The sequence below is a fragment of the Streptomyces sp. NPDC005533 genome, from assembly GCF_042871845.1.
Classification (GTDB): Bacteria; Actinomycetota; Actinomycetes; order Streptomycetales; family Streptomycetaceae; genus Streptomyces.
Genome location: NZ_JBIAJH010000052.1, coordinates 1 through 26123 on the forward strand (window position 1 = coordinate 1; position 26123 = coordinate 26123).

Annotated in this window: 20 protein-coding genes and 1 riboswitch; of the genes, 14 read left to right on the forward strand and 6 right to left on the reverse strand. The window is 72.4% G+C overall.

Annotated elements, in window-relative coordinates; translation table 11 throughout:
* Positions 1-418: 418 nt before the first annotated feature.
* The 3 genes from ACFYP3_RS32585 (at position 419) to ACFYP3_RS32595 (ending at position 4542) form a co-directional block, all read left to right on the forward strand.
* Positions 419-1882 carry an NCS2 family permease gene (locus tag ACFYP3_RS32585; RefSeq protein WP_388840554.1) on the forward strand — a complete coding sequence of 488 codons (1464 nt, stop codon included), beginning with the start codon at positions 419-421 and terminating at the stop codon, positions 1880-1882.
* Between the two features lie 81 nt (positions 1883-1963).
* Complete coding sequence (locus ACFYP3_RS32590; protein ID WP_388840557.1) at positions 1964-3115, forward strand: XdhC family protein; 1152 nt, start codon at positions 1964-1966, stop codon at positions 3113-3115.
* A 161-nt stretch (positions 3116-3276) separates the two neighbouring features.
* Positions 3277-4542 carry a YncE family protein gene (locus ACFYP3_RS32595; protein ID WP_388840559.1) on the forward strand — a complete coding sequence of 422 codons (1266 nt, stop codon included), beginning with the start codon at positions 3277-3279 and terminating at the stop codon, positions 4540-4542.
* Positions 4543-4584: 42 nt separating this feature from the next.
* On the opposite strand, the gene ACFYP3_RS32600 is transcribed toward ACFYP3_RS32595, so the two are convergent.
* Entirely contained in the window at positions 4585-5052 is a 468-nt protein-coding gene (locus tag ACFYP3_RS32600; RefSeq protein ID WP_388840562.1) for an OsmC family protein, read from the reverse strand.
* A gap of 334 nt (positions 5053-5386) precedes the next feature.
* On the opposite strand from ACFYP3_RS32600, the gene ACFYP3_RS32605 reads away from it, so the two are divergent.
* The gene (locus ACFYP3_RS32605) at positions 5387-6622 is read left to right on the forward strand and encodes a GNAT family N-acetyltransferase (protein ID WP_388840564.1); all 1236 of its coding nucleotides are present in this window, start codon (positions 5387-5389) and stop codon (positions 6620-6622) included.
* A 73-nt stretch (positions 6623-6695) separates the two neighbouring features.
* Here ACFYP3_RS32605 and ACFYP3_RS32610 read toward each other — a convergent pair whose 3' ends face one another.
* The gene (locus tag ACFYP3_RS32610) at positions 6696-8933 is read right to left on the reverse strand and encodes a germacradienol/geosmin synthase (RefSeq protein WP_388840567.1); all 2238 of its coding nucleotides are present in this window, start codon (positions 8931-8933) and stop codon (positions 6696-6698) included.
* 1013 nt (positions 8934-9946) lie between these two features.
* Between ACFYP3_RS32610 and ACFYP3_RS32615 the strand changes: the two genes are divergently transcribed.
* The 6 genes from ACFYP3_RS32615 to ACFYP3_RS32640 all read left to right on the forward strand — a co-directional run bounded on the left by ACFYP3_RS32615 (position 9947) and on the right by ACFYP3_RS32640 (position 13878).
* Positions 9947-10243: an SseB family protein gene (locus ACFYP3_RS32615; RefSeq protein ID WP_388840570.1), complete on the forward strand. Its 297-nt coding sequence runs from the start codon at positions 9947-9949 to the stop codon at positions 10241-10243.
* A complete protein-coding gene (locus ACFYP3_RS32620) occupies positions 10240-10872 on the forward strand; it encodes a hypothetical protein (RefSeq protein WP_388840573.1) in 633 nt (210 codons plus the stop codon). The genes ACFYP3_RS32615 and ACFYP3_RS32620 overlap by 4 nt, the downstream gene beginning before the upstream one ends.
* Positions 10872-12524 (forward strand): putative T7SS-secreted protein, encoded by a 1653-nt coding sequence (locus ACFYP3_RS32625; RefSeq protein ID WP_388840576.1) that lies wholly within the window; start codon positions 10872-10874, stop codon positions 12522-12524. Before ACFYP3_RS32620 ends, ACFYP3_RS32625 begins: the two co-directional genes overlap by 1 nt.
* A 31-nt stretch (positions 12525-12555) precedes the next feature.
* Positions 12556-12978, forward strand: coding sequence for a DUF4279 domain-containing protein (locus ACFYP3_RS32630; protein WP_388840579.1), 423 nt, complete (start codon positions 12556-12558; stop codon positions 12976-12978).
* A gap of 25 nt (positions 12979-13003) precedes the next feature.
* A complete protein-coding gene (locus tag ACFYP3_RS32635) occupies positions 13004-13432 on the forward strand; it encodes a hypothetical protein (protein WP_388840582.1) in 429 nt (142 codons plus the stop codon).
* Positions 13433-13596: 164 nt separating this feature from the next.
* Positions 13597-13878 (forward strand): hypothetical protein, encoded by a 282-nt coding sequence (locus ACFYP3_RS32640; RefSeq protein ID WP_361754531.1) that lies wholly within the window; start codon positions 13597-13599, stop codon positions 13876-13878.
* An 82-nt stretch (positions 13879-13960) separates the two neighbouring features.
* Here the strand turns inward: ACFYP3_RS32640 and cobN are convergent, their stop codons facing one another.
* Complete coding sequence (cobN, locus tag ACFYP3_RS32645) at positions 13961-17659, reverse strand: cobaltochelatase subunit CobN (RefSeq protein ID WP_388840585.1); 3699 nt, start codon at positions 17657-17659, stop codon at positions 13961-13963.
* Positions 17660-17712: 53 nt separating this feature from the next.
* A riboswitch (cobalamin riboswitch) is annotated at positions 17713-17792 on the reverse strand.
* Between the two features lie 636 nt (positions 17793-18428).
* Between cobN and cobG the strand changes: the two genes are divergently transcribed.
* The 3 genes from cobG to ACFYP3_RS32660 are packed head-to-tail and all read left to right on the forward strand — an operon-like array spanning position 18429 to position 21909.
* Positions 18429-19766 (forward strand): precorrin-3B synthase, encoded by a 1338-nt coding sequence (gene cobG / locus ACFYP3_RS32650; RefSeq protein WP_388840587.1) that lies wholly within the window; start codon positions 18429-18431, stop codon positions 19764-19766.
* Entirely contained in the window at positions 19763-20410 is a 648-nt protein-coding gene (locus ACFYP3_RS32655; protein WP_388840590.1) for a precorrin-8X methylmutase, read from the forward strand. The genes cobG and ACFYP3_RS32655 overlap by 4 nt, the downstream gene beginning before the upstream one ends.
* Positions 20407-21909, forward strand: coding sequence for a precorrin-2 C(20)-methyltransferase (locus tag ACFYP3_RS32660; RefSeq protein WP_388840593.1), 1503 nt, complete (start codon positions 20407-20409; stop codon positions 21907-21909). Before ACFYP3_RS32655 ends, ACFYP3_RS32660 begins: the two co-directional genes overlap by 4 nt.
* A 115-nt stretch (positions 21910-22024) precedes the next feature.
* Here the strand turns inward: ACFYP3_RS32660 and ACFYP3_RS32665 are convergent, their stop codons facing one another.
* Genes ACFYP3_RS32665 through cbiE form a run of 3 tightly spaced genes read right to left on the reverse strand, consistent with a single transcriptional unit; the run spans position 22025 to position 24805 of the window.
* A complete protein-coding gene (locus ACFYP3_RS32665; RefSeq protein WP_388840596.1) occupies positions 22025-22795 on the reverse strand; it encodes a cobalt-precorrin-6A reductase in 771 nt (256 codons plus the stop codon).
* Positions 22785-23534: a precorrin-4 C(11)-methyltransferase gene (gene cobM / locus ACFYP3_RS32670; RefSeq protein ID WP_388840599.1), complete on the reverse strand. Its 750-nt coding sequence runs from the start codon at positions 23532-23534 to the stop codon at positions 22785-22787. Before cobM ends, ACFYP3_RS32665 begins: the two co-directional genes overlap by 11 nt.
* Entirely contained in the window at positions 23531-24805 is a 1275-nt protein-coding gene (gene cbiE, locus ACFYP3_RS32675) for a precorrin-6y C5,15-methyltransferase (decarboxylating) subunit CbiE (RefSeq protein ID WP_388840600.1), read from the reverse strand. The genes cobM and cbiE overlap by 4 nt, the downstream gene beginning before the upstream one ends.
* A gap of 168 nt (positions 24806-24973) precedes the next feature.
* Here cbiE and ACFYP3_RS32680 point away from each other — a divergent pair, with 168 nt between their 5' ends.
* The gene (locus ACFYP3_RS32680; protein WP_388840603.1) at positions 24974-25933 is read left to right on the forward strand and encodes an oxidoreductase; all 960 of its coding nucleotides are present in this window, start codon (positions 24974-24976) and stop codon (positions 25931-25933) included.
* The last annotated feature ends 190 nt before the right edge of the window (positions 25934-26123 follow it).

Genomic DNA, 26123 nt, shown 5'->3' on the forward strand with positions numbered 1-26123 from the left:
CCGGGCCCCTCGGGGGCCGCGCCGGCCGGCGTGTTCCCCCACCACCCCCCCCGCCCCCCCCCCGCCGGCCCCCCCCCCCCGGCCCCGGCGGGGGGGGGGGGGGGGGGGCCCCCCCCCCCCCCCCCACCCCCCTCGGACTCTCCGGGCGGTGCGAAATGGGAACGTCACACTTCACAGCGCACCGTCCGGAGTACCTACGAAGCACCGCACCGCTCGCGGTCCCTTCAGCCGGCAGTACCCCTGCGAAAACCCCCACGTAGTACCAGCGGTCACCCCCGCACTACCCGCAGTACACGCAGTGAACATTCGCGTCGCCTCGGGCCGTCACCCCGGGTCGTGCAGCCAAACGCACCATCCCAAATCCCGCAATCTCCAATCCCCAAGCGGGTGCCCCTTTGAACCTTGGGAGTTAGGCACCATGACCCAGTCGTCTGTAGAGACCAAGACCACCGCGGAGGACGCCGGCGACGGCTCCCGCAATCCCGCGGGCCGTTCTTGGCTCGACCGCTACTTTCACATCACGCACAGAGGTTCCAACGTCGGCAACGAGGTCCGTGGCGGTATCACGACCTTCATGGCCATGGCGTACATCCTCCTGCTCAACCCCCTGCTCCTCTCGGGCAAGGACGTCGCCGGCACGGTGATGGACGGATCGGCGATCATCACCGCCACCGCCTTCGCCGCGGCCGTCACCACGCTCCTCATGGGCTTCGTCGGCAAGGTCCCGCTGGCCCTCGCCGCCGGCCTCTCGGTGTCCGGCGTGCTCGCCTCGCAGGTCGCCCCGCAGATGACCTGGCCGCAGGCCATGGGCATGTGCGTGGTGTACGGCGTCGTGATCTGTCTCCTGGTCGTCACCGGCCTCCGCGAGATGATCATGAACGCGATCCCGCTCGCGCTCAAGCACGCCATCACCATGGGCATCGGCCTCTTCGTCGCCCTCATCGGCTTCTTCAAGGCCGGTTTCGTCGGCAAGGGTCCGGAGTTCGGTCCCCCCGTCCAGCTCGGTGCGGTCGGTGAGCTGTCCGGCTGGCCCGTCCTGCTCTTCTGCATCACCCTGATCGCCATCTTCATGCTCCAGGCCCGCAAGGTGCCCGGCGCCATCCTGATCGGCATCGTCGGTGGCACCGTCCTGGCCGCGATCCTCAACGCCGTCGTCGACATCGACCCGAAGGCCTGGAAGAACGGTCCGCCGGAGCTCGACGGCTCCGCGATCTCGATGCCGAACTTCTCGCTCTTCGGTGACGTCTCCTTCGGCGGCTGGGGCGACGTCGGCTACATGACGGTCGGCATGATCGTCTTCACCCTGGTGCTCGCCGGCTTCTTCGACGCCATGGCCACCATCATCGGTGTCGGCACCGAGGCCAAGCTGGCCGACGACAAGGGCCGCATGCCCGGCCTGTCCAAGGCCCTCTTCATCGACGGCGCCGGTGGCGCCATCGGTGGCATCGCGGGCGGCTCCGGCCAGACCGTGTTCGTCGAGTCCGCGACCGGCGTCGGCGAGGGTGCCCGCACAGGTCTCGCCTCCGTGGTCACCGGCCTGTTCTTCGCCGCCTGCCTCTTCTTCACCCCGATCACGCAGATCGTCCCGGGTGAGGTCGCCTCCGCGGCCCTGGTCGTCATCGGCGCGATGATGATGCAGAACGCCCGCCACGTGGACTGGGCCGACACCGCGACCTCGATCCCGGTCTTCCTGACCGTCGTGATCATGCCGTTCACCTACTCGATCACCGCCGGTGTCGCCGCGGGCGTCATCTCCTACGTCGCCATCAAGGTCGCTCAGGGCAAGGCCCGTGAGATCGGCGGCTTCATGTGGGCGCTGACCGGAATCTTCCTGGTCTTCTTCGCGCTCAACCCGATCGAGAGCTGGCTCGGGGTCGCCTGACCCGGCCCGGCCTGACCCGTACGAAGTACCGCACGCTCCACGTATCCGATACTGGAACCGAACCTCTCCGAGGAGGCCCCCATGCTGGACATCGCCGACGAACTGAACCGGTGGGTCGAGCAGGGACGTGACTTCGCCGTCGCCACGGTCGTGGCGGTCGGCGGGAGCGCACCCCGCCAGCCCGGGGCCGCGCTCGCCGTCGACAGCGAGGGCACGGCCATCGGTTCCGTCTCCGGCGGATGCGTGGAGGGTGCGGTGTACGAGCTGTGCCGGCAGGCGCTCGAGGACGGCGAGAGCGTCCGGGAGAGCTTCGGCTACAGCGACGACGACGCCTTCGCCGTGGGTCTGACCTGCGGCGGGATCATCGACATCCTCGTCACCCCGGTCCCCGTGGGCTCTCCCGTACGGGAGGTGTTCGCGGCCGGCCTGGCCGCCGCGGCCCGCGGTGAGGCCGCGGCCGTGGCCCGGATCGCCGAGGGACCGGCCGAGCTCATGGGCCGCGCCGTCCTCGTCCGTACGGACGGCGCCCACGAGGGCGGCTTCGGGGGGCACCCCGAGCTGGACCGCACCATCGCCGAAGAGGCCCGCGCCATGCTCGACGCCGGCAAGACCGGCGTGCTGGAGATCGGCGCCGACGGCAGGCTCTGCGGAGAGCCGCTGAAGGTGCTCGTCGAGTCCAGCGTCCCGCCCCCGCGGATGATCGTCTTCGGTGCCATCGACTTCGCCTCCGCCCTCGTACGGATCGGCAAGTTCCTCGGCTACCGGGTGACGGTGTGCGACGCGCGGCCCGTCTTCGCGACGAAGACCCGCTTCCCCGAGGCGGACGAGATCGTCGTCGACTGGCCGCACCGCTACCTGGAGAACACCGACGTGGACGGCCGGACCGTCCTGTGCGTCCTCACCCACGACGCCAAGTTCGACGTCCCGCTCCTCGAACTGGCCCTCAGGCTCCCCGTCGCCTACGTCGGCGCCATGGGCTCCCGGCGCACCCACGAGGACCGCAACAAGCGGCTCCGCGACGTCGGTGTCACCGACCTCGAACTGGCCCGACTGCGCTCCCCGATCGGCCTGGACCTCGGCGCCCGCTCCCCGGAGGAGACCGCGCTGTCCATCGCCGCCGAGATCGTCGCGAACCGCCGCGGCGGCAGCGGTGCGGCCCTCACCGGAGCGCACATCCCGATCCACCCGGACATCGCGAACAGCGTGATCAGCAGGATCGGTTCCGTCGCTTGAAGGGGTGAGTGACGGCCGAAGTGACGGCCGAACGTGAGAAAAGGGCGCCACCCGTAGGGGTTGCGCCCTTTTGACGTTCCCCCTATTTTACCGGCCGGTAACAGGGGGGTGCTCTCACCGGAACGCCCTCTCCACCCCTTTTCCCCACCGGAGTTGAGCGGATGTTGCGTACCGTGCGAACCCTGGGTGTGCTGGCGGCGGCAGGCCTGCTCACCGCCTTCACGTCGGCACCGGCCCCCGCCCCCGCCCCCGCCCCCGGCGCTGCCGCGGCCGCGGCCGGCCTGCGCGAAGTGCTCTTCGTCGGGAACAACTGGGAGGGGACCGCCGACGTCCTCACCTCCACCGGCGACCTCGCCAAGGTCGGCCGGATCAACGTCATCCCCGACAAGGCGGAGCGGCTCCGCGAGATCCACCTCAACCCCGTGAAGCTCGCCTTCTTCCTCGGCATCCGGGAGAGCGCCGGCGAGGGCCACGACCAGTTCGTCGACGACATGTTCACCACCCCGGACGGCTCCGCGGTCGTCGTCTCCCGCCCCAGCTTCGCCGACGTCGTCTCCATCGACGTGACCTCGGGACGGCTCAACTGGCGCTTCCCCGTCTCCGGTTACCGCTCCGACCACATGGCGGTCTCCCCGGACGGCACCCGCATCGCCGTCTCGGCCTCCACCTCCAACACCGTGCACGTCCTGGACATCGCCACCGGACGCCAGGTCGGCTCCTTCGGCACCGGCGACAAGCCGCACGAGAACACCTTCACCCGCGACGGCCGCTTCCTGTGGAACAGCTCCATCGGCGAGGTGAACACCGCGCTCGACGCGCCCTGGCTGGACTGGACGAAGGGCGACCGGAAGATCACGGTCGTCGACGCGCAGACCTTCCGGACCGTCCGGGTGATCGACATGCGGGAGCGGCTGGACGCCTTCGGCCGACGCGACCTCTCCGACGCCGTGCGGCCCGTGTCCTTCAGCCCCGACGAGTCCACGCTCTACTTCCAGGTGTCGTTCTTCAACGGCTTCCTGGAGTACGACGTGGCCACCGACCGGATCACCCGCCTCAAGACCCTCCCCGAGAACCCCGCCACCAGCACCGACCGCACCACCTGGGTCAACGACTCCCGCCACCACGGCATGTCCATGAGCCCCGACGGGGCCAAGCTGTGCATCGCGGGCACCATGGACGACTACGCTACGGTGGTCGACCGCGCCACCCTCACCGAGGGGCCGCTCGTGCCCGCCGTGAAGCCGTACTGGGCCACCGTCGACGGCGACGGGACGGCGTGTGTGATCTCCGAGAGCGGCGCCGACCGGGTCACGGCCATCGACTTCGCCACCGGCGCCAAAAGGGTCTCCGTGCCCGTCGGCGACCACCCCCAGCGCGTCCGGATCGGCCACGTACCGGCCACCTGGACCGGCCCGGCGGGCCGCTAGATCCGGTCACGGGACAACGGCCCCACCGGGCCTGCCGCAGGCTCAGCCCACGGTCACGGTCGGCTCGTGCCGGACGGGGAAGTTCACCGAGTTGGCGATGAAGCAGGCCCGGTGGGCCTCCTCGTGCAGTTCGATCGCCGCGGCCACCATCGACTCCTCGCTGACGGTGATCCGCGGGTGCACCACGGCCTCCGTGAACTGCCCACTGTCCCCGGTGGTGGCCATCGTGCCGGTCGCCTCGTCCACGTACGAGGTGACCACCACGCCGTTGACGGCACAGAAGTGCAGGTAGGACATCATGTGGCACTGGGACAGGGCGGCGAGCAGCAGCTGTTCGGGGTTCCACCGGGAGGCGTCGCCGCGGAAGGTCGGGTCGGCGCTGCCGAGGATCACCGGCAGCTCTCCGGCGGCCACCTCGTGCGCCCGCGCGTAGGCGCGGTAGTGGCTGGTGCCGGTGCCGAGGTTTCCGGTCCAGGTGACGCGGGTGGCGTAGGAGTGCAGTCGGGCCATGGCGGCCACTCCCTCTCTCGGGTACGGGACGGGGCGGCGCGGCGTCGAGCGGTGCCGGGCGTGCCCAGCGGTGCCGGGCGTCGACGTGGATGGTACGGCCGTCGCGGCGGCCACGCCCGCCCCCGCCGCGAGGCGCCCCGCCGTCGTCGGCAGCCGACGCGCGCACCAGGGGCGGGCTTCAGGCCCGCCACTCCTCCCGGAAGCCGAGCCGGGTGAAACGCCCGGACCGCCAGACTCCCGGCCCGCCCGCGGCCGGCCGCCGGAACGGCTGAAACCCGTGACCTCCCGCCCTTATGGAGTGACCGGTCCGCGATGACCGATTAGTCTCGCGATCATGGTGGACATCCACGACGTACCCGAGGACGACATCGACCGCGCTCTGGAACTCGCGTACCTCGTCTTCCACGACCGGCCCGAGAAGGAGGCCCGCGCCCGACACCACGCGCTGCTGGTGCGGTGCCTGCGGATCGGCGCCTACGACGGGGACGCCCTCGTCGGCTTCATGGCCGCCCACGACTTCCGGCTCTCGGTGCCCGGGGCGGACCTGCCCTGCCCCGGGCTCACCTTCGTCTGCGTCGCCCCCACCCACCGCCGCCGCGGCGTGCTCACCGGGCTCATGACCGAGATGCTGGAGCGCGCCGCGGCCACCCGCAGCCCGCTCGCCGCCCTGTGGGCCTCCGAGGCCGCCATCTACGGCCGCTTCGGCTACGGCGGCGCGACCACCGGCGTCACCATCGAGATCGACTCCACCCGGCCGCTGGCCCTGCGCATCGACCCGGACCGGCGCCCGCTGCGGCTCGTCGACCCGCAGGAGGCGCTCGCCGTGATCGGGCCCTTCCACGAGTCCGCCCGCGCCCGGCGGGCCGGCCGCCCCACCCGCAGCGCGCCGCGCTGGCGCGAGGAGTGGCTGACCGAACAGGACGAACAGGACGAGGAACTGAGCCCGCCGCGGATCATCGTCCTCGGGGAGCCGGGCGAGCCCATCGCCGGCTACGTGCTCTACCGCACGAAGCCCGACGACGACGGCGGGCCCACCCGCGCACCCCAGGGTCTGGTCCGGGTCGAGGAACTGGAGGCCGACACCCCGGCCGTCGCCGCCGCCCTGTGGGAGTGCGTGGCCGCCCTCGACCTCACCGGCCGGGTCCGCGCGTGGGGGCGCCCGGCCGACGACCCGCTGCTGCACTTCGCCGCCGACCGGGACCAGGTGCGGGTCACCGCCCAGTACCCGGCGCTCTGGCTGCGCCTGGTCGACGTACGCGCGGCGCTGACCGCGCGGTCGTGGGCCGCGCCGGTGGACGTGGTGCTGGAGGTGCACGACGTACGGCTGCCCGGCAACAGCGGGCGGTTCCGGCTCGACGCGGGACCGGGCTGGGCGTCGTACGAGCCCGCGGACGACGCCGCCGACCTGGCCCTGGACGTACGGGAGCTGGCCGCCTGCTACCTGGGCGGGACGCGGGTCGCCGAGCTGGTCGCGGCCGGGCTGGTACGGGAGCACACGCCGGGCGCGGCCGCGGCCTTGGACGCGGCCCTGCGCACGCCCGTACTGCCGCACACGGGCGACGAGTTCTGACGTCCGGCGGGGGCGGGGGCGGGCGAGCGGACCGCCCCCGCCGGGTTCCGGCCGTTCCGGCCGTTCCCGCCGGTCAGGCCGGCAGGGAGATCCGGGCCGCCGACATCCCGAAGCCGGAGCTCCGGACACCGGCGGGCCGGCCCGGGCCGAGTCGGTGCAGGTCCTCCTCGCGGTAACGGTGGCACTGGCGGTGCCAGTTGAGGATGCCGGCCAGCCAGTCCTTGAGCTCGCCGACGTACGCGTCGAGCCCGGCGCGGGCTTCGGCGCACAGCTTCCAGTCCTCGTAGAGCAGCGGCAGCTGGTTCGCGACGATGTGCTCGAACTCCTCCGTGCGCTGCGTCATCAGGGAGTGGCAGATGTGCAGGGCCTCCGGGTAGCCGATGTCGAAGAAGTTCCGTGTGACCAGGACGTGGTTGTGGACCTCGCCCTCGAACTCCACCTCCTTCTGGTAGGAGAAGATGTCGTTCAGCAGGCACGCGGTGTCGGCCGCCGCGTTCTCCAGGGACCGGATGGTCCCGGAGGCATAGATCTCCTCGGGGATGCCGCGGCCCGCGTGGCCGAGCCGGCAGAGGAACATGGTGAGGTGCGAGCCGAAGGTCCGTCGGCGCATCTCGGCGTAGTCCACCGGGTCCGGGATGCGGTTGAGGATCTGGTTGTCGATCTCCCACACCCAGCTCTCCAGCATGCTGACGAGGGTCGCCCGGAATGCCGCGCGCACGTCCCGGCTCATGCCCCGGCTCGTACGGACCCACAGGTCGGCGAGCGCGCGCTCCATCGCCGTGAGCGGCTGCGGCTGCGGCTGCGGCTGTTCGGCGGGGTCGGCGGGGTCGACGGGGAGCATCGCGATCAGCCGCGCGGTGGTCGCCTTGGCCGCCGCGAGGTTCCTGGTCTGCCCGAAGGCCACCGGGTAGTAGTCGTCCCCGTACGTCCCCCAGGTCAGCCAGCACGCGTTGAGGAGCAGCGCGTCGGGCGTGGCGTCCGGGTCGATGCCGGCCGAGCAGAGCGCGAAGTCGTAGCCGCGCAGCCGCTGTTCGGTCCAGATGGTGGAACCGGGGTCGCCGGGGTGGGCCTGGAGCAGGCCCATGCGCCGGGCCCAGTCGACCGATCCCTCACGCGCGTGGTCCAGGTGCGGGCTGACGGAGAGCGCGAACGGCATGTAGACGTCCGGGATCACGGACGGTCCGGTGCGCTCGAACGGGACGTGGGTGAAGGAGCGGTGGCGCAGCTCCGCCGAGCGCCGCGTGAAGACGGACTTCAGGTCGAACGCGGTGGTGCCGAGCCCGGACGGCAGGAACGGCAGGGTGAGCGGGGCGGTGGCCCGGGCCTCCTTGTTCATGTAGCGGCTGGAGACCATGTGCCACTCGTGGCCGCCGGACTGCCAGTCCTGCAGGCCCTTGGCGTAGGCGAGGACGGCCGCGATCTCCGCCGGGTCCATCGCGTGGTCGGCGAAGAGCTGGGGGAGTTCGGCGAGGGCGGTCTGCTCGAACTGGTGCAGGCGGGAGGTGAGCAGGTCGTTGGAGACCTCGGCGGCCTCCTGGGTGGTGCAGCCGAGGAAGGTCTCCAACACCAGCACCGCATTGGAGAGTTCACCCTCGTCGGCGACCTCGCGCTGGTAGGAGAAGAGGTCGTTGCGCAGGTGCACGGCGTCGGAGAAGGCGTCGCGCAGGACGCCGAGCGCGCGCGAGTGCGCGACGCGCGCCGGGACTTCGGCGGCGACGTATTCGACCAGGCCGGCCGACCAGGGGGCGCCGCCCACCTTGCGGCGCATCTCGATGTACTCGAGGGGGTTCGCCACGCGCCCGATGTCGATGTTGGCGAGCTCCCACATCGACTCGTCGAGGAGGTTCCTCGTGGACAAGGAGAACCGTTCCCGCCAGTGCGCGGACATCGCGGGCACGGTCCGCGCCCACAGGTCCGCGAGCCCCGCCTCGACAGGGTTGGTCGGCGCGGGGAAGCCGGCGGCCAGGTCCATCGGCATGAAGGCGGCCAGCCGGTCGAGGTACTCCTTGGCGCCGGCCCGGTCCTGCGAGCGCTTGAACGTCTCCAGGAAGTGGTCGTCGAAGAAGAACACCCACACGTACCAGTCGGTGACCAGGGACAGCGCGTCGGCGTCGCAGTCGGGGTGGGTGTACGAGCAGAGCAGCGCGTAGTCGTGCGAGTCGAGGTCGCTCTCCTCCCAGACACCGGAACCCTCCAGCATCCCGAGGTCGCGCGCCCACCGCTTGGTGTGGACCCGCGCGGCCTCCAGGTGGGGGTTCAGTCGCGCCGGATAAGGCACGTAGAAGTCCGGCAGTTGAAAGGGCTGCGTCACGACGGGATGGGCCTTTCGTCCAAGGGCGCGGGGGCCCCGGATCGTCCCGGCCCCCCGCACGAGATCAGCAGTGCCCTACCCGTCGCACCCCTGGAACAAGGGCCTTTTCACCGCTTCAGGTGACACCCCCACCGTTCCCCGACGCGGCGGCCCGCCGGGGGCTAGAGGAGGTGCCCGGAGCCGGACACGGCGGAGGCCGCCCCCCCGGTGGGGGAGGCGGCCTCCGCGCGGTGTGGTGGCTACGGGCTGGGAATCGGGAGAGGAGCGGTTCCCATTGTGGGGATGGTCCACCGCTGGGCGGGGGAGCCGTTGCAGTCCTAGAGCCACAGCTGGGTTCCGGGGGTGGTGTCGAAGCCGCCGAGGTCGAGGCAGCGTCCGGAGGCGGGGTGGTTGGTCCGCTGGTGCAACGCCCGCGTCGCTGCCGCACGGCACGATCCGCTCAGGCGGCTTCGTCCCGGCGGACCCGGGAACAGGCCGCGGATGAGTGGGAAAGGTCGGAGGACGAGAGCGCGGACGACACTGTTCAGATCACCCCCTAAGCCGCCCGGCTCCAGCAACCGCGTACCCGGGCGTCACCTCCATGCCGCGGCCAGCCCGCTGCAGGGGCAAGCCTTGCCCCAGCTGCGAGAACGGTCGTCGCCAAGCCGTTCACGAGCGCACTCGCTGGAGCCTGACGAGACCGATGCCGCCATCACCCCTGAGCCCGTGTCTGACGGCGGACCGGCAAAATTGGGCGACTCTCTCACCGCATGCAAAAGTATGTTCGATCATTGTTTGAGGGGATGTCGTCGCGCGGCCATGGGCGCGCGACGACGCGGTGTGGGGGGGTACGGGTGGGGTTTGACGAAGAGTGGGGTCGGCTGCGGGCGGAGGCAGCCGAACGCGCGGCCTCAGGCTCGGCCGTGCAGCCGGCCGTGGTTGGGGCTCCCCCGCCAGTCGCGGCTCATCCTCTTGAGGAGGCCCGGGAGGCGGCGTGGGAGCGGCTGGCGGATTTCCGTGGCCGAGCGGTCTTGGTGCCGCTCGATGAGGCGGGCGGGTTGTGGACGGCGCAACTCGGCGGTCTGGACTGGATCTATGCGTTCTGTGACGAGGAGGCGCTGGCCCGGTTCGCCGCGGCACGCGGTGAGGCGGAGCGGGAGTGGACTTACCGGCGAGGTGTCGGGGCGCGGTTGCTCGACGAGGTGGTGCCGGCGCTGGACTTCCCGTGCGGGGTCGCGTTGAACGTGGCCGGTCCTGACGGCGCTGTGTTCCCGCCGGTGCGGGGGATTGTGCCGGCTGCGGCGGCGCTGGACGCAGGGGTAGCGGCGTGAGCGGGGGTGAGCCGGATCTCGATGCGCCGAAGGAAGCGCTCGGAAGCATTGCGCAAGGCATCACGCAGGCACTGGGTGAGCTGAGAGAGATCGGGATGGTGGGCTCGGCCGGCATGGGCCGAGGCTTCGTCAATCTCTCTCTGTCCACGATGGACACGGGGCACGACGGCCTGTCGTCCACCTTCAGGACGTTTTGCGAACGGTGGGAATGGGGCGTGCGCTCTCTCGTCCAGCAAGGCAACAGCTTCGCCGAGAACGTCGGCCTGTCTTCCGGTGCTTTTCATGAGCAGGACCAGTACGTCCAGGGCACTTTCAAGGTGGTGGCGAACGCCGCCATGGGCAACCCCTACGCGTCCGAGGACGACATCACAGGTAAGGGCTGGAGTGAGGTCCTGGCCGACAACCCGTACACCCAGATCCGGGACGCTGACTACAGCAAGGAGTCCTTCGACTACGCTTCCGTTGAGAGCAAGAACGCCTGGAAGAGCGCCATCCACGATGTGAACAGCTCCGACATCCTCCTGTCGAACCAGATCATCGACTCCGTCGGCCTCCGTGAGGAGATGGACCGGACCGTTGAGGGCATCGCCGGCCCGGCACCCAAGCCCGATATCGCCGGAGACCGCTGATGACTGACTTCGGCAGCCTGCTGGGCAAAGGCATCGACGCGCTCGGTGACGGTGTGGACTCCGCCAATAAGGTCATCGGCCACGGCGTCGACATGGCAACCGAGGGGATCGGTGCGGGCCTGGACTATGTGGGCGCTCACGACTGGGCGGACAAGGTCGAGGACTTCGGCGACGATGTCGCCCACGGCCTCGGCGCCATGCCGGAAAAGCAGCTCGGGCAGACCCAGCAGGCCAACGAGCTGCTCCTCGGCAAGCCTGACGCCATCTGGGAGTCGGCGGCCCACCTCAAGGACTTCCAGGCCGCCTTCGACAGGGTGGGACAGGGGATGAAGGCCCTTGACTCCGGTCACTGGAAGGGAGCTGCGGCCGACGCGTTCCGCGAGAAGTTCGCGATGCATCCCACTGACTGGCTCCACGCCGCCGACGCGTGCGAGGCCGCGGGCAACGCGCTGAACGGCTACGCGGAGACGGTGATGTGGGCTCAGCTCCAGGCCCAATCGGCCATCGAGCTCTACCAGCAAGGCATGAACGCGTCCAAGGAAGCCGCCGAGGCCTACAGGACCAGGGCCGAAGCGTACGAGGCGGCCGCCAAGGCCGGCCAGAACCCGGGCCCCTGCCCGGCACCGGGCGCCGACCCGGGCGAGGCAGCCCGTACGCGGGCCCGGGAGATCCTCGATGAGGCGCGTCGCCAGCGCGACGATGCCGCTCGCGCCGTCGATCGGGCGATCGCCGCCGCCACGGAACACGCCCCGGCCAAGCCGTCGACGGCACGCCAGATCATGGCCGAGTTCATGGACTACGAGGGCTCCCAGGCGGTGGAGCTCACCCACGTCCTGGGCGGAGCCGTCAAAGGCACCGCCGGCATCCTCAACTTCGCCCGCGGCCTCAACCCCGGCGACCTCTACAACCTGACCCACCCCGCCGAGCACCAGCGGCACCTCAACATGACCTTGGCGGGCCTGGTCTCCACCGCCGCCCACCCCGAACGCGTTCCAGCAGGGCTCATCGAAAGCCTCAAGGGTGACTTCAGCGAAGGCGTCGGCCGTCTCATCCCCGAGTTCGTCGGCCCCAAGGGCATGAGCGGAGCGCGAGCGGGGGAAAAGTTTGCCGCCCGGGAGACTCTCCCGGGCCGGACCGGCACCACCTTCGACGGTTTGGCCAGCAGGGGCTCAGGAGCACATATTCCGCCTCCCGAGGAGGTGAGACGGGCCGTCGTCGAAAGCAAGCCTGAAATCCTGCAGCGCTCCTGGCCGGACGACGATGGCCGGTACTATGCGACTCGCGTATTGAAGGGTGGGCGGACTGACGGTGAAGCCGTGCTGGCAGGTCACGGTTACATCGAGAGGGAAGCCGGAGAAATAGTGGTCCCGAAGGGCACGACAATATCGTTCTACGTGCCGCACGGTGAGCGAATCCCCGGCATGAGCGGCGTAGCCGTAGAGGGTGGAACGTACCCTGGAGGAGCAGTGGAGACATTTCGCGAGGGAGATCGAATACCGAATTATACGCTCGCGCCGCCAGTGCCCACGGGAGTTAACGGCTTCAGTGTCTACGAAAATTCGATAACGGTATCCCGTAGAACCATGCTCTCGGAACTCCTCGGGGAGAACATGGGGAACGTCCATTGGGCTGCCTGTCGTGAATTCAAGTAGTGGGGCCAAAAGCAGAAGGGATGTTGATAAGGTGAGTACCGGTTTGCATCGGACGGCCCGTCCGTGGGCCCTTACGAGCGTATCTCTCGTCGTCAAAAGCAATGATCTCGACCCTGAAGCGGTGTCGGCGCGGCTCGGTCTGCAGCCGACCGCTGTCCGTCTGCCTGGACCAGATCGCTGGGGGCCGCCCGGTGAGGTCGACGGCCGGTGGCGACTCACGTGTGATGAACAAAGCACCCGAGATCCCGCCGAGCAGCTGGAGCAGATTGTGTCTGCGGCGGAGGGGTGCGCCTCCCAGCTGCGGTCGATGCAATCGGAAGGCCCTGAGGTGTATCTGGAGGTCTACGGCTTCGCGGACCACGGGTCACAATTCCTTGTTTCCGCTCCCCTGTTTTCCAGAATCGCCCAGCTGGGTGTTCCCTTGTCTCTCACACCCAATCTGAACGCCCGGTGACCCGGCAGAAGGAACGGAGGACGTCGTGACCATGCGTGAGACCTGGCGAGGTGTGCGCGTCGCGCTGGTGGTCGACAAGCAAGAAGTCGACGCACACCGCGTTGCCGCAGCCGTGAAACTGTTGCCGGAGCTGACGACTGACGCCTCCCGCATCGAGTCGGCAGCGGACCGCTGGACCTGGAACGTAAGCAAGGGCGAGGGGGATACGCTGGAGAACCAGGTCCTCACCCTGGTTACCCAAATCCGCCCCAGACGGGAAAGCCTGATGACGCTCCAGCGAGATGGATATGCCGTGCATGTGGACATCGCCGGCACCGCGGGTACCGGGTCCCCGATGGTGCTGCGCCCCGCCGTCCTGGCAGAGTTGGCGTCCCTGGGCGTTCCCGTGACCGTCACATGTCTGTCTCCGACAGGGTCTGCCGAGCCTGACCCGTTGAGCTGGCTCGACGCGTAGGCGCCCCGTCCACGTCCCGTACGGCATCGTAGGAGGTGCGTACCCGACTGGTGGCGGGGTGAGCCCCGCAGGCGCGAGGGCCGGCCTGGGCGGGGGGTTGGGCTGCGAAGCCCTGGGTGCGCGGGGTCGAGCGGGGGTGGTGGGGGTGTCGGAGCTTGGGGGTAATGTCTGGTTCGGTTAGGTTTGCCACGGTATTTGGTTTCGGCGTTCCGGGAGGGACACTCGTGGCTATTGATCTGGACAAGGTGCTCGACAAGGCGTGGGCCGACAAGCCGCTCGCCGAGGTGCTCGCGGCTCCCGTGGCCGCGCTCAAGGGCGTCAGCGACAAGGACGGCGAGCTGCTGCACGAGGCGTTTGGGGTCAAGACCGTCGCCGACTTCGGGCAGCTGAAATACGTGCGGTGGGCGCAGGCGCTCGTCGCGCTGAACCAGACCGTCAAGGCCTAGACGGGTAGCCGGGCAGTCAAGCACGCGAGAGGCCGTCCTCCCCGCCCGCGGAACGGGTGGGGAGGACGGCCTCCTTCGTGTCCTACTCGCCTTCGCCCTCCAGGTTGCCCTCGGTGTCCAGGTAGACCTGGCGGAGGGCTTCGAGGATCCGGGCGTCCGGCTTCTCCCACATGCCGCGGGACTCGGCTTCGAGGAGGCGCTCCGCGATGCCGTGCAGGGCCCAGGGGTTGGCCTCCTCCAGGAAGGCGCGGTTGGTCGGGTCCAGGACGTACGTCTCGGTGAGCTTGTCGTACATCCAGTCCGCGACCACGCCCGTGGTGGCGTCGAAGCCGAACAGGTAGTCGACCGTCGCGGCGAGTTCGAAGGCGCCCTTGTAGCCGTGGCGGCGCATCGCCTCGATCCACTTGGGGTTGACCACGCGGGCACGGAAGACCCGGCTGGTCTCCTCCACCAGCGTGCGCGTCTTCACGGTCTCGGGACGCGTCGAGTCGCCGATGTACGCCTCCGGGGCCGTGCCGCGCAGGGCGCGGACGGTGGCCACCATGCCGCCGTGGTACTGGAAGTAGTCGTCCGAGTCCGCGATGTCGTGTTCGCGCGTGTCCGTGTTCTTGGCGGCCACCGTGATGCGCTTGTAGGCCGTCTCCATCTCGTCGCGCGCCGGACGGCCCTCCAGGCCACGGCCGTAGGCGTAGCCGCCCCACACCGTGTAGACCTCCGCGAGGTCGGCGTCCGTACGCCAGTCGCGGGAGTCGATCAGCTGGAGGATGCCGGCCCCGTACGTACCCGGGCGCGAGCCGAAGATACGGGTCGTGGCCTTGCGCTCGTCGCCGTGGACGGCGAGGTCCGCCTGGGCGTGGGCGCGGATGAAGTTCGACTCCGCCGGCTCCTCCAGGGAGGCCGCGAGCCGGACCGCGTCGTCCAGCAGCCCGATGACGTGCGGGAACGCGTCGCGGAAGAAGCCCGAGATGCGCAGGGTCACGTCGATGCGGGGGCGGCCGAGCTCGTCGAGCGGGATCGGCTCCAGGCCCGTGACGCGGCGCGAGGCCTCGTCCCAGACCGGGCGGACGCCGAGGAGGGACAAGGCCTCCGCCACGTCGTCGCCCGAGGTGCGCATCGCGCTCGTGCCCCACAGGGACAGGCCCACGGACGCGGGCCACTCGCCGTTGTCCGTGCGGTAGCGGGTCAGGAGGGACTCGGCCAGGGCCTGGCCCGTCTCCCACGCGAGGCGGGAGGGGACGGCCTTCGGGTCGACCGAGTAGAAGTTGCGGCCCGTGGGAAGGACGTTGACCAGGCCGCGGAGCGGGGAGCCCGAGGGGCCCGCCGGGATGAAGCGGCCGTCGAGGGCCGCGACGACGTGCGCGATCTCGTCCGTCGTGCCGGCCAGCCGGGGGACCACCTCGCGGGCCGCGAACGACAGGACCGCCGCGACCTCCGGCGACTGGTCCGCGGCGACCGAGGCCACCGCGTCGAGGGACCAGTGCGCGTCCTCCATCGCCTGGACCAGGGCGCGGGCCTGCGCCTCGACGGCGTCCGCCGAGGTACGGGTGGCCTTGGACTCGTCGAGGCCGAGCGCCTCGCGCAGGCCCGGGAGGGCCGACGTACCGCCCCAGATCTGCCGGGCGCGCAGGATGGCGAGGACCAGGTTGACGCGGGCCTCACCGGTCGGGGCGCCGCCCAGCACGTGCAGACCGTCGCGGATCTGGGCGTCCTTGACCTCGCACAGCCAGCCGTCGACGTGCAGCAGGAAGTCGTCGAAGCCCTCGTCGTCCGGGCGCTCTTCGAGGCCCAGGTCGTGGTGGAGCTTCGCCGCCTGGATCAGGGTCCAGATCTGGGCGCGGATGGCCGGCAGCTTCGCCGGGTCCATCGCGGAGATCTGGGCGTACTCGTCCAGGTGCTGTTCGAGGCGGGCGATGTCGCCGTAGGACTCGGCGCGGGCCATCGGCGGAACGAGGTGATCGACCAGGGTCGCGTGCACGCGGCGCTTGGCCTGGGTGCCCTCGCCCGGGTCGTTGACCAGGAAGGGGTAGATGAGCGGGAGGTCGCCGAGCGCGGCGTCCGGCGCGCAGGCCGCGGACAGGCCGGCGTTCTTGCCCGGCAGCCACTCCAGGTTGCCGTGCTTGCCCAGGTGGATCATCGCGTCGGCGCCGAAGCCGCCGTCCTCCGCGCGCGCCTGGATCCAGCGGTACGCCGCCAGGTAGTGGTGCGAAGGCGGCAGGTCCGGGTCGTGGTAGATCGCGATCGGGTTCTCGCCGAAGCCGCGCGGCGGCTGGATGAGGATGAGGAGGTTCCCGCGGCGCAGGGCCGCCAGGACGATGTCGCCCTCGGGGTTCGCCGAGCGGTCCACGAACATGTTGCCCGGGGCCTCGCCCCAGTGCCGCTCGACGCTCTCGCGGAGCTCGGCCGGCAGCTCCGCGAACCAGCGCTTGTAGTCGGCGGCCGGGATGCGGACCGGATTGCGCGCCAACTGCTCCTCGGTCAGCCAGTCCTGGTCGTGGCCGCCGGCCTCGATCAGGGCGCGGATCAGCTCGTCGCCGTCGCCGGACACCAGACCGGGGATGTCCTGGGTGGGGCCGAAGTCGTAGCCGCCCGCGATCAGTGTGCGCAGCAGCTCGACGGCGCTGGCCGGGGTGTCGAGACCGACCGCGTTGCCGATGCGGGAGTGCTTGGTCGGGTACGCGGACAGGACCAGCGCGACCTTCTTGTCGCGGCGGTCGATGTGGCGCAGACGGGCGTGGCGTACGGCGATCCCCGCGACCCGGGCGGCCCGCTCGGGGTCGGCCACGTAGGCGGGCAGGCCGTCCTCGTCGAGCTCCTTGAAGGAGAACGGGACGGTGATCAGGCGGCCGTCGAACTCCGGCACGGCGACCTGGGTGGCGGCGTCGAGGGGGGACAGGCCCTCGTCGTTCTCCTCCCAGGCGCTGCGCGAACCGGTCAGGCACAGCGCCTGGAGGATCGGCACGCCGAGCGCGGCGAGGGCGCCGGCGTCCCAGGACTCGTCGTCACCGCCGGCGGAGGCGGTCGCGGGACGGGTGCCGCCGGCCGCGAGGACGGTGGTGACGATCGCGTCCACGGACTCCAGGGCCTGGAGGAGCTCCGGCTCGGGGGTGCGCAGGGAGGACACGTAGAGGGGGAGGGGCTCGGCGCCCTTCGCCTCGATGGCCTCGCAGAGGGCGTGGACGAAGGCGGTGTTGCCGCTCATCTGGTGGGCGCGGTAGTAGAGCACGGCGACCTTGGGGGCGGCGGCCGCGGCCGCGGCCGGGGCCGTGCCCGTGCCCGTGCCCGTGTCCGTGCCCGGGGTGGCGGTGTCGGCGGCGGTGCCGGTCGGCTGTTGTGCGTCGCGCTCCAGGGGGCCCCAGGTGGGGGCGGCGGCGGGCGGTTCGAAGCCGTGGCCGGTGAGCAGGACCGTGTCGGAGAGGAACCGGGCCAGCTGGTCGAGGTTGGCGGGGCCGCCGTGCGCGAGGTAGCCGTGAGCCTCTGCCGCGATGCCGATCGGGACCGTGGAGGCCTCCATCAGCTGGGCGTCCGGGGCCTGTTCGCCGGTCAGGACCACGACCGGGCGGGTCTGGTCGGGGGCGAGGAGCAGGTCGAGGCCGTCCTGCCAGGCGCGGAGGCCGCCGAGGAGGCGTACGACGACCAGGTCGACCCCGTCGAGGAGGCCGGGCAGGTCGTCGAGGGGAAGGCGGGAGGGGTTCGCGAACCGGTACGGGACGAGACCGTCCGCCGTGTTCGCCGCGCGGGCGCTGAGCAGATCGGTGTCGGACGTCGACAGCAGCAGGATCATGCGGCGGCAGGCCTTCCTCGGGGTTTCCGCGCCCCGGGCAGTGAGGACAGCGGGAGTTCCTGACTTGCCCGGCGGTGTGGCTCTGCCGGGTTCACAGTGGCGGGACCGCGCCGGAATCGCACCGGGCTTCCTCCCATGTCGCCGTCCTCGGCGACGGCGGGCCGTGTGGTCCGCCGGAAGGTCATCTTAGGGGGGGGGCGCCGCGGGGGGGGCGGGGGGCGCGGGGGGGGGGGGCCCGGGGGCCACGGGGGGGGGGGGGGGGGGGGTGCGGCGCCGTTGTGGGGGCTCTGCCCCCGGGGCCCCGCGCCTCAAGCGCCGGCGGGGCTGGATTGGTGCGGTCTGGGTGGGCTGGGGTGGCTGGGTGCGGCGCCGTTGTGGGGGCTCTGCCCCCGGGGCCCCGCGCCTCAAGCGCCGGCGGGGCTGGATTGGTGCGGTCTGGGTGGGCTGGTGCGGCGCCGTTGCGGGGGCTCTGCCCCCGGGCCCCCGCGCCTCAAACCTCGGCGGGGCTGGTTAGGTGCGGCCGGGGTGGGCCGGGGTGGCTGGGTGCGGCGGCGTTGTGGGGGCTCTGCCCCCGGGGCCCCGCGCCTCAAACGCCGGCGGGGCTGGATTGGTGCGGTCTGGGTGGGCCGGTGCGGCGGCGTTGTGGGGGCTCTGCCCCTGGGGCCCCGCGCCTCAAACGCCGGCGGGGCTGGTTTGGTGGGTGTCCGGGCTGGTGGGGGTGGTGACGGACACAGGTCGGGGGAGGGGAATCGTGGGTATGCTCGCCGCCATGCCCCAGCCACCTTCCGCCGCATCGCGGGACGAACCCGTCATACGGGACCGTGGTGACGCCTGCCCGGGTGCGCTTCGGCTGCACGCGGCGGACGACGGGTTCCTGGCGCGGGTGCGGATTCCCGGGGGGTTGCTCGGCGGCGACGCGGCGCTGCTGCTGGCCGATGCCGCCGACCGGCTCGGCGACGGCCACCTCGACCTGACCTCGCGCGGCAACGTACAACTGCGCGGCCTCGGTGAGAGTTGCGGCGGGGAACTGGCCGGGCTGCTGGCGGCCGCCGGGCTGCTGCCCGCTCCCACGCACGAGCGGGTCCGCAACATCGTCTGCTCGCCGCTCACCGGCCTCGACCTGCTGGGCCTGCCCGACGTGTCCCCCTGGGTGGCGGAGCTGGACGCGCTGCTGTGCGCGAGCGAGGCGGCGGCCGGACTGTCCGGGCGGTTCCTCTTCGCCCTCGACGACGGCCGGGGTGACGTGACCTCGCTCGACGCGGACGTGAACCTCGTTCCGCGCGGGGCGGGGGACGCCCTGCTGTGGGCGGGGGACCCGGGGCAAGCCGTGCTCGTCTGCGCGCAGGACGCGCCGCGGGCCGCGCTGGTGGCCGCCGAGTACTTCCTCGACGCCGTCCGGGAGGCCGGTACCCGGGTCTGGCGGGTGGCCGAACTGGCTCCCGAACACGCCCTGTCCGGGGCTCGGTTGGCGCAGCGGCTGGCCGACGCCGGTGTCCGCGCCGTCGTGGCGACGCAGGACCCGTCCGCCCCGTCCGCCCCGTCCGTCCGACCCGGCCCGCCGCCCGAGCCCGGTGTCGTGCCCGGGCCCGACGGCACCGCCTCGCTCTCCCTCCTCGCCCCGCTCGGGCGGCTCACCACCGCGCAGTGGCGTCGGCTCGCCGGCCTCACGGGCCGGGTCCGGCTGACTCCCTGGCGCGGCATCGTGGCCCCCGGGCTGCCCGGCCACGCGGCCACCGCCGCGCTCGCCGGCCTCGCGGACGCGGGGCTGGTCACGGCTCCCGACAGTCCCTGGCGGTCCGTCACCGCCTGTACGGGCAAGCCCGGTTGCGCGAAGTCCCTGGCCGACGTACGCGCCGACGCGCGGGCCGTCACGGAACGCGCCCGCGGGCCGCTGCCCGTGCACTGGTCGGGCTGCGAGCGCCGGTGCGGGCACCCGCGCGGCTCCGCCTGGGTGGACCTGGTCGCCACCCCCACCGGATACGACCTCCACCTCGAAGGCCGCGCACCGCGACGCGGCGTACCGGAGCACGAGCTCGCCCCGGCCCTCGCGGACGCCCGCCACGCAGACCACGTACGTGACAACCTCCCCGACTCAGTGCAGAAATGAGCGAGTACACCGTGTTCGAGTACGAGAAGGACGGCGCCGCGATCTACCGCCAGTCCTTTGCCACGATCCGCGCCGAGGCGGACCTCTCCGGCCTGCCCGCGTCGGTCGCCCAGGTCGCGGTGCGCATGATTCACGCCTGCGGGATGACCGACCTCCCGCAGGACCTCGGGTACACCCCCGACGTGGTGCTGCGCGCCCGCGCCGCGCTGGAGGCCGGCGCGCCGATCCTGTGCGACGTCCAGATGGTCGCCAGCGGTGTCACCCGCAAGCGGCTGCCCGCCGACAACGACGTGATCTGCACCCTCTCCGACCCGGCGGTTCCCGACCTCGCCGCGAAGATGGGCACCACGCGCAGCGCCGCCGCCCTCGAAGTCTGGCGTGACCGCGGCCTGTTGGAGGGCTCCGTGATCGCCGTCGGCAACGCCCCGACCGCGCTGTTCCGGCTGCTGGAGATGATCGAGGAGGGCGCTCCGCGCCCGGCCGCCGTCATCGGCGTCCCCGTCGGCTTCATCGGCGCCGCCGAGTCCAAGGACGCGCTCGCCGCCCACCCCTCGGGGCTCGACCACCTGATCGTGCGCGGCCGGCGGGGCGGCAGCGCCATCGCCGCGGCCGCCGTCAACGCCATCGCGAGCGTGGCCGAATGAGCGCCGACCAGGCCCTCCGGGGGCGCCTGTACGGGGTCGGGCTCGGGCCCGGCGATCCGAACCTGATGACGCTGCGGGCCGTCCAGGTGATCGGCGAGGCCGATGTCGTCGCCTATCACAGCGCCCGGCACGGGCGCTCCATCGCCCGCTCGATCGCCGCCGCGCACCTGCGCGAGACGCACATCGAGGAGCCGCTGGTCTACCCGGTCACGACCGAGACCACCGACCACCCCGGCGGCTACCAAGGCGCGATGGAGGAGTTCTACGAGGCCGCCGCCGCCCGGCTGGCCGCGCACCTGGACGCCGGCCGGACCGTCGCCGTGCTCGCGGAGGGCGACCCGCTCTTCTACAGCTCGTACATGCACATGCACAAGCGGCTCGCGGACCGGTACGAGACCGAGGTCGTCCCCGGGGTCACCTCGGTGAGCGCCGCCGCCGCCCGGCTCGGCACCCCGCTCGTGGAGGGCGAGGAGGTCCTGACCATCCTCCCCGGCACCCTGCCCGAGGAGGAGCTCACCGCCCGTCTCGCCGCCACCGACTCGGCGGTCGTGATGAAGCTCGGCCGCACCTTCCCCGCCGTGCGGGGCGCGATGGAGAACAGCGGCCGGCTCGCCGAGGCCCGCTACGTCGAGCGCGCCACCATGGAGGGCGAGCGGACCGGCCGGCTCGCCGACACCGATCCGGCGAGCGTGCCGTACTTCGCCGTCGCCGTGGTGCCCAGCCGGACCGGCAACCCGGGCAGCGTGCCGTCCGGCCCCGGCGAGGTCGTGGTCGTCGGCACCGGCCCGGCGGGCCCGCTGTGGCTCACCCCGCAGACCCGGCGCGCCCTGGCCGACGCCGAGGTGCTGGTCGGCTACACGACGTACCTGGACCGGGTTCCCGTGAAACCGGGGCAGATCCGGCACGGCTCCGACAACAAGGTGGAGTCGGAGCGCGCCGAGTTCGCCCTCGACCTGGCCCGGCGCGGGCAGCGGGTGGCCGTGGTCTCCGGCGGCGACCCCGGTGTCTTCGCCATGGCCACGGCGGTGCTGGAGGTGGCCGGGCAGGCGGAGTACGAGGACGTGCCCGTACGGGTGCTGCCGGGCGTGACCGCGGCCAACGCGGCGGCCGCCGCGGCCGGCGCCCCGCTCGGCCACGACTACGCCACCGTCTCCCTCTCGGACCGGCTCAAGCCGTGGGAGGTCATCGCGGAGCGGCTGCGCGCCGCCGCCGCGGCCGACCTGGTGCTCGCCCTCTACAACCCCGGCTCGCGCAGCCGCACGTGGCAGGTGGCCCAGGCGCGCGAGCTGCTGCTGGAACTGCGCGCCCCCGAGACCCCGGTGGTCGTCGCCCGCGACGTGGGCGGGTCGGAGCAGTCGGTGCGGATCGTCACGCTCGCCGAACTGGAGCCGTCCGAGGTCGACATGCGCACGATCCTGCTGATCGGCTCCTCGCAGACGCAGATCACCGAGCGGCCCGACGGGTCGCGGATCACGTGGACGCCGCGCCGCTACCCGTGAGGACGGCCGCGGACGTCTGACCGGGCCCGGGGCGGCCGACCGCCTCCGGGCCCGGGGCCGTTCACGGGTCCACGTACAGTCCCCGCCCGTCCGCGCCAGGGGCGGCGGCCGCCCCCTACGACGGGTCGGCGTCGAGCCAGCGCAGGGCTTCGAGGACCGTGGTCGCCTGCGGCTGGCCCTCCGGGACCGGGGGGCGGCGGACGACCAGGACCGGGATGCCGGCCTCGCGGGCGGCCGTGAGTTTGGGGGCGGTGGCCGAGCCGCCGCTGTCCTTGGTGACGAGCACGTCGATCCGGTGGCGGGCGAGCAGCTCCCGCTCGTCGGCCAGGGTGAACGGGCCCCGGTCCAGCAGCACTTCCATGCGCGGCGGCACGGGACCGTCCGGCGGATCCACCGAGCGCACCAGGAACCAGGTGTCGGTGAGGTGCGCGAAGGTGTGCAGGCCCATCCGCCCGGTGGTCAGGAAGGCCCGGCCGCCGAGCGGGGGCAGCGCGGCGGCCGCCTCCTCCAGGGAGTCGACGAACCGCCAGTCGTCGCCGGGGCCCGGGGTCCAGCCGGGCCGGCGCAACGCCAGCGTCGGGACGCCCGTGAGCGCCTGCGCCTCGGCGGCGTTGAAGCTGATCCGCTCCGCGAACGGGTGGGTGGCGTCGACCACGTGCGTGACCGAGAAGCCGATGATCCAGCCCGCGAGTCCGGCGATGCCGCCGAAGCCGCCGACGCGGGTGCCGCCCGGCGGGAGGAGGGGTGCGGAGACCCGGCCCGCGAGCGAGGTCGTCACCTGGTACGAGGGGTGCTGCTCCAGAGCCTCCGCGAGGCGGCGGGCCTCCGTGGTGCCGCCGAGGATCAGGACGTGCCGGTCCGGCTCGCGGCCGGCTTCAGCAGACATGACGGTCGCGCTCCGGGGAGTACAGGTGGCTGTCCCGGAACTGCTCCGCCCCCAGGGTGCGGCCGACGATGATGACGGCGGTGCGGACCAGGCCCGCCTCCTTCACCTGGGCGGCGATGTCCGCCAGGGTGCCGCGCAGGATCAGCTCGTCGGGGCGGCTGGCCATCGCCACGACCGCCACCGGGCACTCGGCCCCGTAGTGCGGCAGCAGCTCCTCGACGACCCGGTCCACGTAGCGGGTGGCCAGGTGCAGGACCAGGAGCGCGCCGCTGCGGCCCAGCGTGGCCAGGTCCTCGCCGGGCGGCATCGGAGTGGCCTGCTGGGCGACGCGGGTCAGGATCACCGTCTGGCCGACGGTGGGCACCGTCAGCTCCCGCTTGAGGGCGGCGGCCGCCGCCGCGAAGGCCGGTACGCCGGGGACGACCTCGTAGGGGATGCCGGCCGCGTCGAGCCGGCGCATCTGCTCGGCGACGGCGCTGAAGACGGACGGGTCGCCGGAGTGCAGCCGCGCCACGTCCCGGCCCGCCGCGTGGGCCCGTACGCACTCGGCGATGATCTCGTCGAGGTTCAGCTGCGAGGTGTCGACGAGGCGGGCGTCCGCCGGGCACTCGGCGAGCAGCTCGCGCGGGACGAGGCTGCCCGCGTAGAGGCAGACCGGGGCGGCGGCCAGGGTCCTGGCACCGCGCACCGTGATCAGGTCGGCGGCGCCGGGGCCCGCACCGATGAAGTACACGGTCATGTTCGATCCTTCTCCTTGGATGCGGTGGCCGGCTCGGCAGGCTTCGTCACCGACCACTGGGTGACCGGCATCGCCTGCCGCCAGCCCGTGAATCCGCCGACCGGCACGGCGTGCGCGACCGCGAGCTTCACCAGTTCGCCGCCGTGGCGGCGGTAGCGGTCGGTGAGGACCGCCTCCGATTCGAGGGTGACGGTGTTGACGACCAGGCGACCGCCGGGGGCCAGCGCCGCCCAGGCCGCGTCCAGCAGGCCCGGCGCGGTGAGCCCGCCGCCGATGAACACGGCGTCGGGCGCCGGGAGTCCGTCGAGGGCCTGCGGGGCGGCGCCGACGACCACGCGCAGGCCCGGTACGCCGAGCGCCGCCGCGTTGCGGCTGATCCGCGCGGCCCGCTCCGGTACGCGCTCCACCGCCACCGCCCGGCACGAGGGGTGCGTGCGCATCCACTCGATGCCGATGGAGCCGGAGCCGCCGCCGATGTCCCACAGCAGTTCGCCGGGGGCCGGGGCCAGCGCGCACAGCGTCGCGGCCCGGACGTGACGCTTGGTCAGCTGACCGTCGTGTTCGTACGCGGCGTCCGGCAGGCCGGGGGTGGCGCCGAGGCGCGGCGCGGCATGGGCGGGGTCGCGGCGGCAGTCGAGGGCCACCACGTTCAAGGGGTCGCCGGGGGAGCGGTCCCAGCTGTCGGCGCGGCCCTCGTACGCGTCCTCGCGCTCGGACCCGAGCTGCTCCAGCACCCGCATCCGGCTCGGTCCGAAGCCCCGCTCTCGAAGCAGAGCAGCGATCTCGTTCGGGGTCGCCGCTCCGGCGCTGAGCACCAGCACCCGGCGGCCCTCGTGCAGCGCGGCCACGAGGCGGGCCACCGGGCGGCCGACCACCGTGACCACCTCGGTGTCCTCCACCGGCCAGCCCAGGCGGGCGCAGGCGTACGACACGGACGAAGGGTGCGGATGGACCCGCAGGGACCGCGGCCCGAGCTCCTCGGCGAGGGCGCGGCCGATCCCGTAGAACATCGGATCGCCGCTGGCCAGCACCGCGATCCGGCGGCCCGCGTGCTCGGCCATCAGCTTCGGCACGGCCGGCCGCAGCGGGCTCGGCCAGGCCACCCGCTCACCGGCGCACTCCCCGGCCGGCAGCAGGTCCAGCTGGCGCGGCCCCCCGATCAGGACCTGGGCCGAGGACAGCGCGGAGCGCGCGGCGGTGGTGAGCCCGGCCCAGCCGTCGGCGCCGAGGCCGACGACCGTCACGGTTCTGGGGGGCGGTGCGGAGCTCACTGCGCGGTACCTCGGGACGGGAAGGGGAAAGACGGCGGACCCGCAGCCTACTGGCCTGCGGATCCGGGGCCAGCGCCCACCCTCGCAAGACCCCCGCGGCACCCCGGCCGCACCCTCGCGACGCCAGGGTCTACCCTCGGTAACCCACCGCGACACGAGGGAGCCGCCATGCCCGGTCGGAACGCCGGCAAGATCCCCGACCAGAGCGGCCGGACCGCCGTCGTCACCGGGGCCAACAGCGGCATCGGCTACGTCACCGCCCGCGAGCTCGCGCGGCACGGCGCCTCGGTCGTGCTGGCCTGCCGCAGCGCGGCGCGCGGCCGGGCGGCGCTGGTCCGGCTGCGCGCGGAAGTACCGGGGGCCGAGGCGCAGTTCATGCCGCTGGACCTCGCCGACCTGGCGTCCGTAAGGGAGTTCGCCGCCGCGTACGGGCAGCGGCACGCCGCCCTGGACCTGCTGGTCAACAACGCCGGCGTGATGGCGCTCCCGTACGGGCGCACGGCCGACGGGTTCGAGACCCAGTTCGGCGTCAACCACCTCGGGCACTTCGCCCTCACCGGACTGCTGCTGCCCAGGATCCGGCAGGCCGCCCCCGGCGCCCGGATCGTGAACGTCTCCAGCGGGTTCCACGTACTGGGGAGGATCGACGTCGGGGACGGCGGCCCGGACGCGCTCTCCGACGCGCTCTCGGACGAGCGCGGCTACCGCCGCTGGGTCGCCTACGGCCGCTCCAAGACCGCCAACCTGCTCTTCACGCACGAGCTGGCCCGCCGCTTCACCGCGGCCGGCTCCACGATCACCGCCGCCGCGGCCCACCCCGGCTACGCCTCCAGCAACCTGCACTCCGGGGCCTCGAAGGTGGAGGGGCCGAGCCTCAACTCGCGCGTGGCCGCCCTCGGCAACGCGGTCCTCGCCCAGCCCACCGCCTCGGGCGCACTGCCCACCCTGTACGCGGCCACCGCGCCCGGCGTCCGCCAGGACGCCTTCATCGGCCCGCGGTTCGGCTGGCGCGGAGCACCGGCGCCGTCCTGGCGGGCGAAGTGGACCCTCGACGACACGTCCGGCGAACTGCTCTGGGCGGCGTCCGAGAAGCTCACCGGAGTCTCGTACGCCTCCCTCCCGCGCTGATCCGGCAGCGCCCGGCCCGCACGTCCGGGGCCGGTCGCGCGGCGGCCCCGCCCGGCCCGGCCCCGACCGGGACACCCGCCGAGGCTCCGAACGCGGCCCGCGCCCGCGCGGGCGCCCCCGCCGTGAGTCCGTCCGCCCCCGGGTCGCCTCCGGGCGCCCCGGCCCGGGCCTCACCCGGGCCCCGCCCGCG